The organism is Thalassobaculum sp., from assembly GCF_965223715.1.
Lineage (GTDB): Bacteria > Pseudomonadota > Alphaproteobacteria > Thalassobaculales > Thalassobaculaceae > Thalassobaculum.
Genome location: NZ_OZ245012.1, coordinates 1,737,881 through 1,754,999, shown reverse-complemented (window position 1 = coordinate 1,754,999; position 17,119 = coordinate 1,737,881). Strand labels below are relative to the sequence as shown.

General features: G+C 68.7%; 12 protein-coding genes. 2 read left to right on the top strand and 10 right to left on the bottom strand.

Annotated elements, in window-relative coordinates; genetic code table 11:
• Positions 1 to 4: 4 nt before the first annotated feature.
• From pelG to ACOQOP_RS08120, 9 genes are read right to left on the bottom strand one after another with little or no spacing between them, the layout of a single operon-like run.
• Positions 5 to 1,393, bottom strand: a complete 1,389-nt coding sequence (gene pelG / locus ACOQOP_RS08160) for an exopolysaccharide Pel transporter PelG (protein WP_420565826.1) — start codon at positions 1,391 to 1,393, stop codon at positions 5 to 7.
• Positions 1,393 to 2,961, bottom strand: a complete 1,569-nt coding sequence (gene pelF / locus ACOQOP_RS08155; protein WP_420565825.1) for a GT4 family glycosyltransferase PelF — start codon at positions 2,959 to 2,961, stop codon at positions 1,393 to 1,395. Before pelF ends, pelG begins: the two co-directional genes overlap by 1 nt.
• Positions 2,958 to 4,058 carry a hypothetical protein gene (locus tag ACOQOP_RS08150; protein WP_420565824.1) on the bottom strand — a complete coding sequence of 367 codons (1,101 nt, stop codon included), beginning with the start codon at positions 4,056 to 4,058 and terminating at the stop codon, positions 2,958 to 2,960. Before ACOQOP_RS08150 ends, pelF begins: the two co-directional genes overlap by 4 nt.
• The gene (locus ACOQOP_RS08145; protein ID WP_420565823.1) at positions 4,055 to 5,452 is read right to left on the bottom strand and encodes a hypothetical protein; all 1,398 of its coding nucleotides are present in this window, start codon (positions 5,450 to 5,452) and stop codon (positions 4,055 to 4,057) included. The genes ACOQOP_RS08150 and ACOQOP_RS08145 overlap by 4 nt, the downstream gene beginning before the upstream one ends.
• A 31-nt stretch (positions 5,453 to 5,483) precedes the next feature.
• Complete coding sequence (locus tag ACOQOP_RS08140) at positions 5,484 to 6,062, bottom strand: hypothetical protein (RefSeq protein WP_420565822.1); 579 nt, start codon at positions 6,060 to 6,062, stop codon at positions 5,484 to 5,486.
• A 31-nt stretch (positions 6,063 to 6,093) separates the two neighbouring features.
• Positions 6,094 to 7,629, bottom strand: coding sequence for a tetratricopeptide repeat protein (locus ACOQOP_RS08135; RefSeq protein ID WP_420565821.1), 1,536 nt, complete (start codon positions 7,627 to 7,629; stop codon positions 6,094 to 6,096).
• A gap of 7 nt (positions 7,630 to 7,636) precedes the next feature.
• Positions 7,637 to 10,879: a tetratricopeptide repeat protein gene (locus ACOQOP_RS08130; RefSeq protein WP_420565820.1), complete on the bottom strand. Its 3,243-nt coding sequence runs from the start codon at positions 10,877 to 10,879 to the stop codon at positions 7,637 to 7,639.
• Positions 10,879 to 13,146 carry a polysaccharide deacetylase family protein gene (locus ACOQOP_RS08125; RefSeq protein ID WP_420565819.1) on the bottom strand — a complete coding sequence of 756 codons (2,268 nt, stop codon included), beginning with the start codon at positions 13,144 to 13,146 and terminating at the stop codon, positions 10,879 to 10,881. The genes ACOQOP_RS08130 and ACOQOP_RS08125 overlap by 1 nt, the downstream gene beginning before the upstream one ends.
• Positions 13,146 to 13,865, bottom strand: coding sequence for an endo alpha-1,4 polygalactosaminidase (locus ACOQOP_RS08120; protein ID WP_420565818.1), 720 nt, complete (start codon positions 13,863 to 13,865; stop codon positions 13,146 to 13,148). Before ACOQOP_RS08120 ends, ACOQOP_RS08125 begins: the two co-directional genes overlap by 1 nt.
• Before the next feature lie 261 nt (positions 13,866 to 14,126).
• Between ACOQOP_RS08120 and ACOQOP_RS08115 the strand changes: the two genes are divergently transcribed.
• Positions 14,127 to 15,803, top strand: a complete 1,677-nt coding sequence (locus ACOQOP_RS08115; protein WP_420565817.1) for a diguanylate cyclase domain-containing protein — start codon at positions 14,127 to 14,129, stop codon at positions 15,801 to 15,803.
• Between the two features lie 4 nt (positions 15,804 to 15,807).
• Here ACOQOP_RS08115 and ACOQOP_RS08110 read toward each other — a convergent pair whose 3' ends face one another.
• A complete protein-coding gene (locus ACOQOP_RS08110) occupies positions 15,808 to 16,188 on the bottom strand; it encodes a PilZ domain-containing protein (protein ID WP_420565816.1) in 381 nt (126 codons plus the stop codon).
• A gap of 237 nt (positions 16,189 to 16,425) precedes the next feature.
• Here ACOQOP_RS08110 and ACOQOP_RS08105 point away from each other — a divergent pair, with 237 nt between their 5' ends.
• Entirely contained in the window at positions 16,426 to 17,115 is a 690-nt protein-coding gene (locus tag ACOQOP_RS08105; RefSeq protein WP_420565815.1) for a Crp/Fnr family transcriptional regulator, read from the top strand.
• The last annotated feature ends 4 nt before the right edge of the window (positions 17,116 to 17,119 follow it).

Sequence of the window (17,119 nt, the reverse complement as noted above, 5' to 3'; positions counted from 1 at the left end):
TCTCCTATGCCCCGGTGACGGACGGGTTGTTGCGCACGAAGGTGAAGTAGGGCAGGTGGCGCAGCACGCTGAAGACCAGCACCACGCCTAGCGCGAAACACAGCAGCGTCGCCGCGAAGTAGCCGTAGCCGAGATACGGGAAGCCGAGCTGCGCGGTCGCCCAGGTGAAGCCGCCATTGGCGAACAGGAACACCAGATTGAGGATCAGGGCCGGGCGTCGGGCGTCGAAATACATCAGCAGGATGCCGCAGAACAGCATCAGCACGTGGAACAGCGCGCCCAGCACGCCGAAGCGGAACATGGCGATCTGCCGCGAGGCCCCGCCGGCCGCCTCCAGGATTGTCGGCGCAAAGAAGATCACCAGCACCGAGATGACGATCTGGATCACCATGACCGAGCGCAGCCCGCCGGTCGCAGAGCGCTCCACGCTCAGTTGGTTCTCGCGGATCGCATCCAGGGTCGCATGGTCGCCGATCTGCCGGTAGAAGCGCTGGTAGTCCTCGAAGAACCGGGTCTCCACCGCCACGGTGAAGATCGCCAGGGCAGGCACGATGGTGAGGTAGGCCAGGAACATCGCGCCGTCATACAGCGGCAGGGTCACCAGGGCGCCGCCGACAACCGAGGTGTCCGGCACGGTCGCCCAGAGCACCCATTTGTCGATCCAGATCGCCAGGTTGTAGGCCAGCCCGCTCAGCGCCAGCTCCCAGTAGTCGCGGAAATACCGGAACAGGGTGCCGGGCCGGGTCATTGGATAGCGGTACTCCGCCAGCACCGTCGCCATCAGCACCAGCATGGTCAGCGCCAGCCCGCCGCTGAACGCCGCCAGCGCCCCGATCTCCCCGTACTCGGCGCCGACCACATAGGTCAGGGCCACCGATCCGGCCATGCCGAACCCGAAGGACAGGGTCACCCGGACATAGGCCTTGAGCGCCGAGAGGAACAGCCCGGCCACCCAGATCGCCGAGATCACCGCGTAGTTCGCCAGGGCCAGCAGGGCCAGGGGGATCGGGATGGTGCAGACGAAGAAGTAGAACCAGATCCCGAGAGCGAGCCCCGGTGCGGTGCCCAGGACCATCGCCGTCACCATCAGCGCCGGGGCGGTGTCGACCCGCTTCTCGAAGACCCGGTCGGCCAGATAGCGGGTGGCCACCAGGATCACCGGGCCGGTGATCACCAGGCTGACCGAGAAGTTGTAGACGATGATCGAGCGGAACAGTTCCAGGCTCTCCCGCGGCATGGCGTCCCGCAGGATCACGGTGATCGCGACCAGGGCCAGGACGGTCAGCAGCCATGGCCCGGCGGAGATGAACACCGAATGGCCATAGCCGATCACCGCGCCGATCAGGTCGTCGCGCTGGGTCAGCCGGCGCAGGGTGAAGCCGATCCCCGCCATCAGCGGCGTCCCGTCGCGGCGACCGGCGCCAGCCTGCCGGCGGCCGCATCCTGACCGTTGACCCTGAACCCGTCGGGCAGGGCCATCATGTCCCGGTACATGTCGCCGTAGACCCGGTCGATCTCGCGCTTGTTGTAGTAGCGCTCGGTGCGGGTGCGGATGGCGTCGCTGCAGCGCTGCCACCAGTCCGGGTCGATCAGCAGGCGGGCCATCGCGGCCGCCGCCGCGGTCGGCGAGGACAGGGGCACGACCTCGCCCCCGGGGCCCAGGGGCGGGCTCTCGTCCGGATGGCCTTCCAGCATCTCGCGGCAGGCACCCACATCGGTCGCCACGGTCGGCACGCCGGCGGCCCCGGCCTCCAGGATGACCAGCGGCTGGGCTTCGGAGATCGAGGTCAGGGCGAGCACGTCGATCTTGCCGAGATACTCAGCGATCTTCACCCGGCCGAGGAACACCACCGTCTCCTCCAGCCCCAGGTAGCGCACGAGTTCGAAGCACTCGGCGGCGTATTCGGCGTCTTCGTCGGCCGGGCCCATGACCCAGCACAGCACGTTCGGCACCGACTTGCGCAGGACGTCGGCGGCGCGGATGTAGGTCTTGATGTCCTTGATCGGCACCACGCGGCCGATCAGCGCCACGGTCGGCCGCCGCTCCGAGCTGTCGCGCGGCAGGGCGCTGTACAGCGCGTAGTCGATGCCGTTGGGGATGATCCGCATGCGCTCCGGCGGAGCCCCGTCCGCCCGTTGCAGGATCTGGTTGCCGCCATACAGAGTGGTGATCTCGGTACAGCACTCGTAGCAGACCCGGGCATAGGCCTGGAACGATGCCATCCAGAGCTGGCGCAGGTCCCAGCGCGGGGTCTCGATCTGGTACCAGCTCTCCGCCGCGTCGTAGAGCCACTCGGCCATGGTGATCTCGATCCGGCGCTCGTTGGTGTAGATGCCGTGCTCGGTCAGCACCGCGGGCCGCCCGGTCTCCAGCGCCGCCCGCGCCGCAACGAGGCCGGCATAGCCGGTGGAGATCGTGTGGAAGACCCGTGCCTTCGGCAGATCGCAGAGCAGGGTGGCGAACAGGCCGCCGAACAGCGCTCGCCAGGTCCAGAAATACTCCAGGAAAGAGCTTTCCGGCGCGTCCGTCCGGTACATGGCCGTGACCATCTCCCAGGCCGCCGGCGAGTTCATCAGCAGCCGGGTGCCGACCGCCCCGCGGGTCTGGGTGACCAGTTCCACCGCCCGGCGGAAGCCGTGCTGTGCGGTCTCCCCCCTCATGTCGATCAGGGCCTGGGTCAGCTCGCGCATCAGCCGGGTCGATCCCAGCCGCCCTTCCGGCCCGTCGGCCTGGGAGCGCAGCGGCAGGTTGACGATACCCACCACGTTCTCCGGCAGCTCGTAGCGCAGGTCGCGCGGCTTGTCGTCGGCGGTGAGGGCGACGACCGAGAAGGTCATCGGCGCCTGGGCCTTGATCAGGTCGTGGGTCCAGGTCGACACGCCGCCCGCCACATAGGGGTAGGAACCCTCCAGGATCAGGCAGACGTCGGCCTCCGGCGCGTCGGCGGCACGGCGGCTCACGGGTTCTGCTCCAGCGGCTGAAGACCGGCCAGGGCAGAGACCTGCCAGAGATTGATCACCGGATTGACGCCCGTGTACTCCTCGCGCAGGCCGAGCTGGGCCAGCTTCGGGTCGTCCAGCAGCGCCCGCAACTCGTCGAAGCGGTGCAGCCGGAACAGGCACTCCGCGTGCCACAGCATCGGACGCGGATCCTCGTAGCGCAGGGACAGGGCTGAGAGGTGCAGCTCCGCCTCCTCGATCATGTCGAGGCGCAGCATCAGACGGCCGATCGCCAGATCGATGTCCTCCCGCGCACCGAGACGGCGGTTGGCGGCGCGGTAGGCGTTCAGCGCATCGGCCATCACCGCCCGCTGCCGGTCGTCGTCCAGCACGCCGGCATAGGCGTAGTCGTCCAGGTGCCGGGCCAGGGCGAGCAGGGCCTCGGCGCTCTCCGGCGCGTCGCGCGCGGCATCCTCCAGCTCCAGCCGGGTGGCGTGGTAGCGCTCCTCAATGGTGCTCGCCGCCGTCGCCGCCTGGACGCGGATCGACGCCTCCGGGTCGGACAGCGCCATCTGCAGGGCCGGGGCGAACTCGCTGCGGAAGCGGCGGGCCAGCAGGGCGACGACCGCCTGCTTGGCACGGGTGGTGCCGGTGAATAGCACGTCGGTCAGCGAGTTGACCGAGCCTTCGGCCACCGCATCCTCGCGGCCTTCCAGCAGGCGCCGGTACAGCATCTCGCTGCGGGTCTCGTGGTCGTCGGGGAACAGGCTGTCGTACCATTCCTCGAACGGTCGGGCGGTCAAGGTGAACGCGGCGGTCATCGCCGCCAGCAGGCCGGTGGCCAGCGGCCCGGCCGGTCCCAGGGTCAGGGTCATCCAGGTGAGCCAGGACAGCAGCCTCGTGTCGCGCCCCCGCCGCGCCTGCCACAGCCCGTACAGGCCGAGCAGAACCGCGAAAACCACGTGCCCGGCCATGGCCATGGCCCAGTCGATCCGGGAGTCGAGGACCGCCCAGAGGAGGGCCGCTTCCACCACCTGGGCGATCACGATCTCCGGCACCGCCTCGCGGGCGCGCACCGGACGTTCGACGGGGAACGCCAGCGGCGTGGTCGTGCTCATGACGACGCTCCGGCAATCGGCGGGGTTGCCGTTTCCTCTATCGGCCGGGCCTCGATCAGGACCGCATCGATCGGAACGCTGGCCGGCAGGTGCTGGGCGATGGCATCGCGCAGCTTGCCGGCCAGGAACTCGGCGTCGTCGAGCGGGGTGCCCGGCAGGAGGATGGCGTATTCGGCATCCTCCGCCTCGCGCTCGAAGGCGAGGTCTGTGGCCCGGAAGGTCGTGCGCGCGGCCTCTCCCAGGGCCAGGGCCAGGATGGAATGCTGCTCGGGCGCCAGCCCGTCGGGATCGTGCGGCCGTACGATGAGCTGGCTGGAGGAGAAGCCCTTGCGCCGGCCGAGCTGGGCCAGCAGGGCATAGATCCGCTCCGACACTTCCGCGGTCATCAGCAGGTCGTTGGCGCCGGTCACCCGGTCGGCCTGGAGCTGCTCCCAGCGCCGGGCGCGGATCCGCGCCGCCGCGATCCAGGAGCAGATGACGTTGAAGTTCTCCAGCGTGTACAGGTTGAAGTCGAGGAAGGCGGTCTCCTCGATCTTCAGCATGCCGACGATCTCGCCCGTATCGAGGTCGGTCAGCGCGCCGGCCAGCAGGCCCTGGCCCATCAGCTTGCGCTCGTCGGTCGGCCGGGCGGCGCACAGGGCCGGTTCGCGGGCCAGCAGGTGCTGCACCATCGGATGGGCCAGCTCCAGCCGCCGCTCGTAGCTGTCGGTGTCCTTCCAGCCGACCGTACGCTCCAGCTCGAAGCCGTCGGGCCCAAGGGTCCACAGGGAGTATTTCTGCGGCGACAGGACCGACTGGATGAGCTGGTCGAGCCCGCGGGACAGACGGGCCCCGTCGGTCACGTCCATCGACTGGGCGGCGCGGTAGGTGGTGATCACCGTGCGGAACTGCCGGGCGATCCGGGCTTCCAGCGCCGACTTGGTGCGTTTCAGCTCCTCGAAACCCTGGGCGATCAGATGGTTCTGGTGTTCCAGCGTCGCGATACGCGTCTGGAGCCGCGCCCGTTCCGCCAGTTCCCGGTCGCGCATCTGTCCCAGGATCTGACCGACGCCGACCCACAGCGCCGGCCGCAGCCCGACACCGGCCCAGTACTCGAACACGTCGGCGCCCAGTTCCGGGGGCGGCAGGTTCCCGACGGTGAGCGCCAGGGTCGCGGCGAGGGCCGCCACCAGGCTTGCATTGGCGCCGTACTGCACCGCCAGCAGGATGACGATCAGCCAGAACGGGTGCGGGCGGACGTCCCAGAACCGGTCGCCGTCGAGCAGCAGGAAATCGACCGACAGCACCACCGCGAAGAACAGCACGATCTCCAGCCAGGCGATGGCGCGCACCCCCAGGACCCGGCGCGGGGCAGGGGGCGAGGCCGGCTGTTCGGCGGTTGGAAGGTCGGTCATCTTGCGTCTGGGGCGGGGCGTTGCCGGTCGTTCAGCGCTCGACCAGCGGCGCGACCATCGAGGTGACGACTCGCTGGGCCGTGGCGTTGAGCGAGCCGCGGTCCAGATAGCCGCCGCCCATCACCGAATGGCTCGACGCCCACAGCACGTTGCCGCTGCCGGCCTCGATCAGCCGGGCGTTCAGGCCGACCACCGGCTCCTCGCGCAGACCCTGCTGGTAGCCGAACTCCGACACGCTGCCGACGATGATGGCGTCGACTTCGAGCAGCCCGGCCGCCTGCTGCGCGGCGGCGACGGAGGTCAGGTTCTCCGGGTCGATCTTGAGCTGCGCCAGGGCGCGGCGGGTCTCGGTCTCCTCCTGGAGCTGGAAGATGCGGCGCTGGTACAGCTCGGTCGCCAGCAGTTCGGCGGCGATCCGGCCGGCATTGGGATAGTTGGTCAGGTTCTCGAATGGCAGCATCGCGACCTTCATGGCGCCGAAATCGGCCGCCGGGTCGATATAGTCGCGCGCCTGGCGGTCGCCGGACGCGCAGGCGGCCAGGACGAGGGTGAGGGCCAGGGCCGCCAGGCTTCGGGCGGCCGTCGCCAGCGGGGTTGCGATCGTCGTCATGGGTTCCTCCTCTGTGCCGCGCCGCAGGCGGTCAGAACCGGGTTCTCAGGGACAGCCCTCCGTAGAAGAGCTGGTTCTCGGTGCCCCGGGATTCGTTGAGACTTGTCCCGAGGGTAGTGCTTATCTCCAGATCCACCAGGGGCTCGTAGATCAGGTTGATCTCAGCCAGGGGGCCGCCGCCGTTCAGCCGGTCGTAGGTGTAGCCGGCGATGCCTTGGGCGCGGATATAGGGGCCGAACTCGCGCTCGGCCGTCGCGTCGATGGTGTGTCCCTCGCGCGAGCTCAGCGGCAGCAGGTCGGCGCCGCTGGCCGGGTTGCTCTGGGAGTTCAGGATGTATTCGGCGTCGAACCGGTAGCCGACGGTCGACAGCAGCCACTGCTCCGGCAGCCGGCGGCGGGCCTCCAGCACGAACTCGGCGCCGGTGCCGGCATGGTCGCCCTCCAGGCTGTAGCGGTTCAGTGCGGTTCCGGCGGTGAACTCGTAGACCTCGGCCGCCTGCCACTGCCAGTCGGCGGCGAGCCGGTCGCGCGCGCCGCCGAAGACGATGCCTTCCACGAAGTTGAAGTCGGGCTCCGACCAGCGCGCCTCCAGCCCCATCCGGCTGGTGCCTTCGTCCAGGTCGACCGCCACGCCGGCGCCGGCCACATAGGTGGAGGCGTAGAGGCTGCCGGCGATCTGCACATTGCCCTGGCGGGGCGGGGTGAGGGTGAGGGTGGCGCGCTGCCGGTCGCCCTCGAAGCGTTCCACGCTACCGTCGCGCCGGGTGACGGCGCCCGCTTCCATGTGCCGGTGTTCCAGCCGGTAGTCCAGACTCAGCCCCTCGTCGCTGGAGACGCGGCCGTCGAGGGTGGTGATGATCTGGGTCTCGCCGTTCTCCACATCCTGGTAGCGGGTGGCGATCCGGGCGGTGTCGGCCAGGTCGCGGGCCAGGCGCTGGCGGTCGCGGATCGCGCCGGGAAGGTTCGGGTCGAGCGCCAGCGCCCGATCGTAGAGCGCGACTGCCTGGCGCGGCCGACCCAACTGCTCCTCTGCCCGGGCCAGCAGCAGCATGACCTCGATGTTGCGCGGGTCGGCGCGCAGCAGGCCGACCAGGATCGCCCGCCCTTCGGCCACCGCGCCGGACTCGATCTGCGCCAGCGCGCGATAGTAGTCGAGGCGGATGCGCTGGGGGTCGGTCGCCGCCTCGGTGGCGGGGGCCTCTTCGATGGCGGGTCGGCTGGCGAACAGGGTGACCCCGTCGGCCGCCGGCTCGACCAGCACCTCGACCCCCTCGGCGAAGCGGATGAGCAGGGAATCGTAGCCGTACTCGATGGTCTCGATCCAGGCGGCGCCGTCCTGGGCGGCCGCCTCCACCTGCTGCGGATCGATGGCGCCGGCGAAGCGCAGCACAACGTCCCGGCCGTCGAGCTCCGTGTCCTGGGGCACCGCCCCCCGGATCATCAGGTCGAGGGCCGTGCCGCTGCCCGGATCGGCCTGCAGCGTCACCGGCACCTGTGCGCACGCAGGCGCCGCCTGGAGCAGGCTCCAGGCCAGGGCCGACGCGGTCAGGGCGAGGAGGACGCGCATCGGCCGCTCACTTCAGCTTCAGGATCGAGCGGGCGCGCCGCAGATCCCCGGACTCGATCAGCAGATCGGCGAAATCGGCGCGCAGTCCTTCGTCCTCCGGTCGCTGCCGGACCAGCTTATCCATCAGTTCCACCGCATCGTCGGTACGCCCCAACCGGCGCAGCAGATTAGCGCGGGCGACCTCCTGAGTGAAATCGCGCGGCTCGATCTTCGTGAGCTGGGTGTGGGACCGGCGGTAGAACGGCATCGCCTGGGCCGACCGGTTGGTGCGCGCCAGGGTGTCGGCATAGTAGTAATTGGCCTCGTAATCCCCTTCGCCATTGGCCAGGTAGGCGCCGAGCAGCCGTTCGGCGTCGATCAGCCGTCCCTCGTCATAGGCGATCAGGCCGAGGGTGCGCTGGGCCTCCGCATCGGCCGGTGCGGCTGCCAGCACGGCCCGCCAGGCGGCCGTGATCAGGCCTCGGTCGCGGGTGCTCTCGGCGATCCGGGCCAGGTTGCGGAGTCGGTCCGGCTGTTTGATGCGGGCGATCGCCTCCACCATCGCGTCGCGCAGTTTCTGCCGGTCGTCGCCCTGGGCATAGGCATTCACGAGATGCAGCAGGTCGCGATCGGTCCTGGCCCCGTCCAGTCCGCCGATGATGGCGGCGACCCGCTTGCCGGCGCGCACGTCGTTCAGCTTGTCGAGCCAAGCGTGGCGTTCGTCGCCGGTGGCCCGTCGGGCCCGCTCCTCGATCCAGTCCAGCGCCTCGGGCCGCGGCCTCGGCCCCCAGAGATAGAACAGCTGTCGCACGCTGTCGCTGTCCGGCGGCGCGTCGGCGGCGACCCTTCGGAACAGGCGCTCCGCCGTGGGCCGGTCGCCGGATTCCAGCGCCCGGAAGGCGGCCTCTCGGGTATAGGCCTCGCCGAACCGCCCGCTCTGGGCCAGGGCCAGCTCGAAGGCGAGCGCCTTGTCCCGCTGACCCGAACGGCGCAGCAGCTCGGCATAGAGGTCGGCAAAGGCCCGGCTGCTCTCCGCGCGCGGCGCAACCGCCCGGGCGGCGGCGGCCGGGTCCATCTCGGCAAGCCCGTAGGCGAGGGAGAGGGCGATCTCCGGGTCCTTGGCCTGGGCCAGCCGCTCGGTGGTCCAGGCGACCAGCTCCTCGCGCCGCCCGAGGTCGCGCAGCACCGTCATGTAGGCCGGGTCCCACTGGGCCGGGGCGCGTTCGGCCAGGTTGCGGAACAGCGGGACGGAGGCCGCACGGTCCGCGTCGGACAGGGCATAGACGATGGCGGTCGCCTCTTCGGATGCCGGATCGACGGCGGCGAGCTTGTCGCGGGCCAGCTCGGCCAGGGTCTCGACCCGGCCGAGGCGCTTGGCGGCGCTTGCCGCCGTGTACCACCAGCCGCCGCCCCGGCTCTCCACCAGGGCCAGAAGCTGGCTCCAGGCGGCGTCATCGGCACCGACCTGGAGCAGGTTGTAGACCAGGGCCTCTCGCGCCTCGTCGCCAAGGCCCGGCCGGGTCATCTGCCGGGTCCAGAGGTCGATCAGGTCGTCGGTGCGGCCGAGGGTGCCGAGAATGTCGGCATACAGCGGTTCCGCCTCCGGATATTCGGGGACCACGGGACGCAGCGCTTCCAGGGCGGCCTCTGCCTCGCCGTTCTGGAACAGGGCGTAGGCCAGCCGCTGGGCGGAGACCGGACCCGGCTCCAGCGCGGTCAGCCGCCGGCCGGCGGCGATCGCCGCGTCCCAGGCCTGACGCCGCTCGGCCAGGAAGTAGAGGTCGCTGGCCGTGCCCGCCTCCAGCATCGGCTCGCGGGCCAACCACTCCACCACCATCGTGGTCCGCCCGGTGGCAAGCGCGAGCTGCGCCCAGATCGCCCGCAGGCGCGGCGTGCTGCGCTGGGCGAGCAGGGCGGCCACATCCCAGAACCCGTCCTCGGCCCGGTCGAGCCGGACATAGAGCTCGGCCAGCAGCAGCGCGCCCTCGACCGGCAGGGTCGCCTCGGCGATGTAGGGATGCAGCAGGTCGAAGGCTTCCGTGTCGCGCTCCAGGCGGGCGAGAACACTGGCCAGGGCAAGCCTGTTGCCCATGGTTTCCGTGGTCCGTTGGAGAGCGAGGTCGGCATAGCGCCCGGCGGCGGCGAGGTCGTCCCGCCCGATCATGATCTCCGCCCCCAGGATCGGCTGGGACTCCAGGGCGTCGGGCCCCAGGGTGGCGAGCATGGCGTCGACGGCCTCGGACCGGCCTGCCCGGTGCAGTTCGCCGACCAGGGAGAGCGCGATCTCGGAGCCGATCTGGTCCAGGCCGAAATGGGAGAACACGTCGAGGGCCAGGTTCAGCTCGGCCCGCTGGATGGCCAGTTCGACCAGACTGCCGGCGCTCCCGGGCGGCAGCTTGTCCTCCTGCCACCAGCCCCTCAGGTCCTGCCAGGCCTCGTCGTTGCGGCCAAGCGCCCGCAGAGCGTTCGCGTGCAGACGGCGCCAGGTCGGATCGCTCGCCTCCAGCTCCGGGTGCCGCTCCAGCAGTGACAGCCCCAGTTCGGAGGCCCGGCGGTACAGGGCATAGTCGGCCAAGGCGACCGTCAGCCCGTCGGGCGCCTCCGGCGTGAGCACCCGATCCGCGATATGGGCGGCGCGCTCGCGGTCACCCAGATGAAGGGCGAGGTCGAAGAGCTGCAGCTTGTACGAGGCGGACAGCGCATCCGGCGACATGTCGAGGATCTGGGCCAGGGTGTCGGCCGCAGCCTCATAGGCGCCGGTGGCGATCTGCAGTTCCGCCAGCTCGGTCAGACGGGCAATCGACGCGCCGCCGACCGACCGAAGCCAGTTCAGGGCGGCGACCTGCTTTTCCGTCTTGCCGGCCTTGTAGTAGGCGTCGGCCAGTTCCTCGATCCGCTCCGCCGTCGGCTCGATGGCGGTCAGCCGCTCCAGGGTGTGCAGGTAGAGGCCGAAGCGACGGTCCTGGCGGTACAGCTCGGCGAGGCGGCGCAGGATGTCGGGACCGGTGCCGATCGCCTCCTCGTAGCTGCCGACCAGATTGATTGCCCGGTCGACATCGCCGTTGCGGATGTAGATTTCCAGCAGGCCGGTGACGATCTGGGGCGAGCGGTCGCCGGCGGCGATCTGCTCCTCGAAATAGCGGCGCGACTCCTCGTATTCCCGGTCGCGCAGCAGCATGGTGCCGAGTTCCTTCTGGCTCGGCAGAAGGAGGAAGCTCAGCCCGAGCGCCACGACCACGACAAAGACGGTGATGATCGCGAATTGGCGCATCAGTCGCCGACCCGCTCGATGCGGATCCGCGCCTCGACCGCTGCTTCGGCCTCGTCACCCGGCTCGATGGTCAGCCGCTGGTCCTCTCCCACCTCCAGGGTCCCGCTCCAGACCGTGTCGCCGTCCTGGCTGATGCGGACCCGCCAGCTCCCGGCCCGGGGAACCACCCAGGTCATCGACAGCGGGCCGAACCCCTGGGCCGAGACGGTCACCGCCTCGCCCTCCGACGACAGGGCATAGACCGGCCACCGGCTGTCGAACAGGTAGGGGCGGCCGGCCGGGTCGGGGTCGAGCGGATGCGCCCGATCGGTGAGCGCGACGACCGGTACGGCGACCTCCGGATCCAGCGCGACGTACAGGCTGCCATGGACGGGACGGGCGCCGATCACGCCGGACGAGGCGGCGAAATCGACCGCCGTGTCGGTCGCCCGGTCGAAGCGCAGGGTCTGCAGCGCGCCGCGATCCTCGACCCGCCACCGGCGCGGACCCATCGGGATCAGACGGGTGGTGTAGAACCCGCCGGCGATCCGGGCGAAATGGGAGGTGGTGACCGGTGCGATCTGCCGCCCGCGCATCGCCTCATGGGCTTGGAGCAGGGCGTTGGTGGAGGCGATCTTCTCGGCCGAGTAGCTGTGGTAGTAGAGGTTGATCGGCTTGACCCGGATCGGCAGCTCGGTGTTGCGGATCGTCTCCAGCACGTGGCGGTAGGAGAAGAACCGGCCGGTCCAGAGATCGGTATAGGTGTTCTCGTTGCTCATCGAGGCGTAGATCTGCCGCTCGTCGCCCACCGGCACGCTGATCGGCGCCACGAAGCCGTAGGATCGGTAGTCGCTGTCGAAGCGGGTGTCGCCGCCGTTGATGTTCGGCACGCCGGCCTCGCGCGTCGCCGCCAGCGCCGCCTCGAAGGGCGAGGTGTCGCCCGACCACTGCACCACCTCGACCTTCTTGCCGCCCACCTCGGCGATTTGGTCGAGGGAGCCGGCGATCTCCAGATCGAGATCGAACGGCTTGCTAAAGAACGCCCGAGGCAGGCTGTATTTGCCGATATCGAGCTTCGCCTCGTCCAGGCCGGCCGCCTCCTGCTCGTCCGCAAGGCCGGCATATCCTTCGTGGATGTCGTGCGCGGTGCCGCTGCGCCGGACGATCTCCTGCTCGACCTTCGGGTCGTAATCCTTGAAGAACGACCAGCGGAAGGGGTGGCTGTAGGTGTGGGAGCCGGCCTCCACATGGGGCAGTTCGAAGAATTCCCGGGCGACGCGCCGGGCATCGGGGTCGTCGATCCAGTCCGGGTCGAGCTCGGCGGCGATCGGGGCGATGGTCACGGGCAGCTCGGGGAAGCGCTCGACCACCCGCTCCAGCAGCACGCGGGCGGCACTGGCCGGCTCGCCGTCGATCCTGACCTCCGAGATGCTGCGCCAGCCGTCGCCGTCCACATGGCTGTAGAACATCCGGCGGCCGGCCAGGGTGGTGGTATCCGGCTTCGGTAGGTCGTCGGTGGCGAAGGCCAGGCGGAAGAACGCGAACGGGTCGATCAGCCACCGGCGGATGTTGGAGGGTGGATCCAGCTCGGCGGCAAAGAACGGGGCGACGAAGCCGCCGTTCGGGCCGGTGACGATCAGGTCGCCATGGACCGGCTCGGGTCCGTCCAGTTCCAGGGTCAGGTGGGAGGTCACCCGCGGGTCGACGATGGTGTATTCCGAGAAGGGCGGCGCCAGGAGCGGGGTGTGTTCGAAGCCCCAGATCGTCGGATCCTGGATCCGATAGGTCGCGCCGGCGGTATAGCTCGCGAAGCTGTCGCCCAGATGTATGCCGACATGTTCCATCACCCGGTTGATCCGGCGGGTCGGCAGCGGACCGGTCTCCGGGTCGCCCGAGACGCCGAGTTCGCCGAAGATCACCAGCTTCAGCCCCAGATCGACGGCCCGCTCATACCAGGTCAGGAGGCGCTCCGCCCCCGGCCGGGTGGTCGCGGCGAGCCAGGTGAAGATGCCGCGCACGTCCGACCGTCCGGTCAGGTCGGGCAGGGGCTGGTCGGCGCGGTAGTACTCGACGATCAGGCCGAGCTGTTCCAGCGGCATCGTCGCCATGTAGTGGCTTCGGGTATCGCGCAGCCGGAAATCGGGACCGCCCTCGACCAGGGCGATGACGGTACGCGGTATCGCGGGCTCGGAGGTCTGCTCGGACAGGACGGCGGACTGGGCAAGGGCAAGGGTCGGCAGGAACCACCCGCAGATCACGGCTAGGACCAGACCGAAACGGCGCATCATCAGCCGGTCGGTTCGGGAACGATGCGGTCGAGTTCGACCGTGGCCACATAGGGCGAGAAGCCGTTCTCGCGCTGGACGCGGTAGATCTCGGCGATGGTCTGTGTGTCGGTCGGATCCCAGTAGTCGAGGGTCAGGACGCTGAGGTTCGGGTTCTTGCGCTGCGCGTGTGCCAGGATCTCGATCTGCTCGCGATACAGGGGCTCGGGTACCTTTTGATAGGTTTTGGTAGAAAAATCATAGTCGGCATACACCGACTCCCCAAGCACATGGTCGATATCGAAGGCCACCTGGTCCAGCAGGCCGTAGCCCCGGTTCAGGATGATCGGCACGTCGGGCCAGTGCAGTTTCAGGGCCTTCACCAGGCGGGCGGCGGCTCGCGTCATGCCCGCATTGCCCACCGGATCGCGTCGCTCCAATTCCACCGGATTGTCCAACGTGTCCAGGAAAAGCCCCTGAAAGCCGCGCTGCACGATCGCCGGGACCATCTCCTCGATCACCATGGAGACCCAGCGGGTGTCGCGCACGTCGATAAAGTGGCTGCCTTCCCAGTTCGGGTTCTCCTCGCCGAGGATTCCCCATTCCTGCAGCCGTGCGAACTCTGCCCGCTGCCGGTTCATCTCCCCGAGACTGATGTAGCCGAACACGGTCTTTCCCGCATCGATCAGTGGCTCGAGCTCCGGATGTGCGACCCGGTCGAAGATCAGCAGATCGTAGGGCAACAGGGTCTCGAACGCGGCGTCCACCGCGTAAAAGACAGCCCATTGATAGGGTGAGTCGCTTTGGGCGGAGCGCGCAAACGCTAGGTTTCCCTTGGCGCTAAGGGCTCCGAGTGCCACGGAGGCTATCATTTTGCGTCGTGTGAGCATGGAAATTTACGGTGTTTTAGGGATTATAACAAAGTATGTGCACCAACGGCAGTTTCCATATGCCGCCGCCATCGTAAGCCAGGGTAGTCGGCAAACCGGGGGACTGACAAACCGATGACCCTCAAGGGCCAGATCATTGGAGCGACGCTTGGGCTGGCCATGGCCGTGGCAGCGGCCTTCGCGCTGGTGGTCGGCGATCTGGTCACCGACCAGATCCGGGAACGGATCGGCGTCAGCCTCAGCGACCTCTCCACCGAGATGGCCGATCGCCTGAGCCGCGAGATGTCGGTGCGGATCGCCGAGGTCAACGTGCTGTCGAGTTTGCCGGCGCTGGGCGGCGTTCAGGACGTGGCGCAGACCCGCTCGGTGATCGAGCATCTGCAGCGCTCCGTCCCCGAATTCTCCTGGATCGGCGTCCTCGACACCGGCGGGACAGTGGTCGCCGCGACCAACCGGATCCTGGAGGGCGTGGATATCAGCCACCGCCCGGTATTCATCGAAGGCATCCAGAAGCGCTTCGTGGGGGACGTGCACGACGCCGTGCTGCTGGCGTCGCTGCTGGAGAACCCGACCGGCGAGCCGATGAAGTTCGTCGACATCGCCATGCCGATCTACGACGCGGAAGGCGAGGAGGCCGGCGTCATCGCCACCCATCTGAGTTGGACCTGGGTCCGCTCGGTCGAACAGGCCCTGCTGTTCGGACATGGCAGTCGGGAGGACGTGGATCTCTTCGTGCTCGCCTCCGACGGCACGGTTCTGCTGGGGCCGGACATGAGCCTGCTCGGCCAGCCGCTGGCCCTGGCATCGGTCGATGACGCCAAGGCCGGTCGGACCGGCTGGGCGATCGAGACCTGGTCCGACGGCGAGGACTACCTGACCGGCTTTACCGAGGTCCGGGGGCACGGGGAGTTCGAAGGGTTCGGCTGGGTGGTCCTGGCCCGCCGGCCGATCTCCGTGGCCTTTCAGCCGATCACCGATCTGGCGACCCGGATCGCGATCATCGGCCTGATCTTCGCGGGCCTCGCCGCGGCCCTGGGCTGGGTCATCGCCAGCCGCATCGCCGACCCGGTCAAGGCCCTGTCGCGTGCGGCCAACGCCCTGCGCCAGGACCAGACGACGGTATTCCCCAAGATCCGCGGCCCCCGCGAGATCGAGGTGCTGTCCAAGGCCTTCGAGGACCTGATCCAGACCCTGATCTCGAAGCAGACCGACCTGGACGCCGTGACCGACCAGGCCTTCAGCGATCCGCTGACCGACCTTGGCAATCGCGCGTCACTGGAGAAGTTCATCGCGTCGCGGGAGCATTCCGACGGGGCCTATGCGGTGCTGGCAATCGATCTGGACGGCTTCAAGCAGGTGAACGACACCCACGGTCATGTCGCCGGCGACGTAGTCCTGCAGGAGGTCGCCGCGCGGCTGCGGGGGTGTATGCGGGCGGGGGATTTTCTGGTCCGCTCCGGGGGCGACGAGTTCCTCGCCTTCCTGGCCATGAACAACGCCCCGAGCGACGGCCCGATCCGCGGGATCGCCGGGCGGATCGTCGCCCAGATCGCCGAGCCGTTCCAGGTGGCCGGCGGCGACGGGCGTGCGCCGCTCTCGGTGCGGATCGGCGCCAGCGTCGGCGTCGCCTTCTATCCGCGCGATGGGGCGGGGCTCACCCAGGTGATCACCCTGGCGGACGAGGCCCTGTATACCGCCAAGCGGCACGGCAAGAGTCAGGTCTGGGTGCACGGGGATGAAGCGGGCGCCAAGCGGCGATCGGGCGCCCCGGAACTCCGCGACGCCGGCTAGGCCGCTATCCGAAAAGCCGTTTCAGGAACCCGACCTTCTTCGCTTTGGGCTGCGGCCGGCGCGACGGCGAGGTCAGCATGGTCTCCAGATAGCGGTAGGAATGCTCGCTCGGCGTGACGAAGTCGATCCCGACCACCTTGCGGAAGATGTCGAGCCAGATGACATGGCCGTACAGGAATGCCTTGTCGCTCGGGTTGGAGGCGTGGAACAGGGTCAGGAAGACCTTCTTGCCGGTCACGAAGCCGAACCCGGCATCGCCGATCAACAGGCCGCCGGCGGAGAAGTTGAGGACCGGGTAGCGCTGGCGGTCGATCTCGACCATCAGCCCCGACTTTGCCGCGCGTTTGTCCCGGCGCTGCTCGGTGTCCAGTCTCGAAGGGCTCATTTCTACTGCGTTTTCAGCGTTATAGACATGACGATCCGCGTGTTCCCCCGGCAGATGCCCGTTTCCGGCCGCCGATCACCGTATGACGGTGTCTGACGGCGCCTGTTGCCGGATGAACTCAAACGGTGTTTCGATACTACCAGATGAGTTAACTTTTTATGCATTGCGGCGGACTGGGATTTTCCCGGCCCGCCACAGGCTGTTAGTGCCGAGGCAATGGGGAGCCGGGTGGGGGCCATGAACGCGCGCGCCGTGAAGCTGAAGAAAGCCTATCTGTTCAGCGACCTCGACGATGTCGTGCTCGACCGGATCGCCGACCTGTGCGACTGGCGGCGATATCAGAAGGGACGCCAGATCGTCGGCGAACAGGATATGACCAACGTGGTCTATGTCCTGACCGCCGGCAAGGTCCGGGCGAAGCGATTCTCCACCAGCGGCAAGGAAGTCTCCTACCGCGACCTGGACGAGGGGGCGACCTTCGGCGAGTACTCGGCGATCGACGCCCGGCCGCGCTCGGCCACCGTCGTGGCGCTAACCGACTGCGAGACCGCGGTGCTCGGCCAGGCGGAGTTTCTCACGCTGATCCAGGAGCACCCGGCCGTCGCCATGCGGTTCATCCGGGAACTGGTGCAGCAGGTCCGCAGCCTGAGCGACCGGGTCTTCGAGTTCAGCACCCTCGCGGTGAACAACCGCATCCATGCCGAACTGGTCCGCATGGCCGGCGACGTGCCGGAGGAGGCGGGCGGCGTGCGCCGGATCAAGAGCCCGCCGACCCATCTGGAGATCGCCAACCGGATCAGCACCCACCGCGAGGCGGTCTCGCGGGAACTCGCCTATCTGGAGGCCGAGGGGCTGATCAAGAAGTCCCGCCAGGTGCTCGAGATCCTGGATCTGGAGCGCCTGCGGGCGATGATCTCCAACATCTGACCGG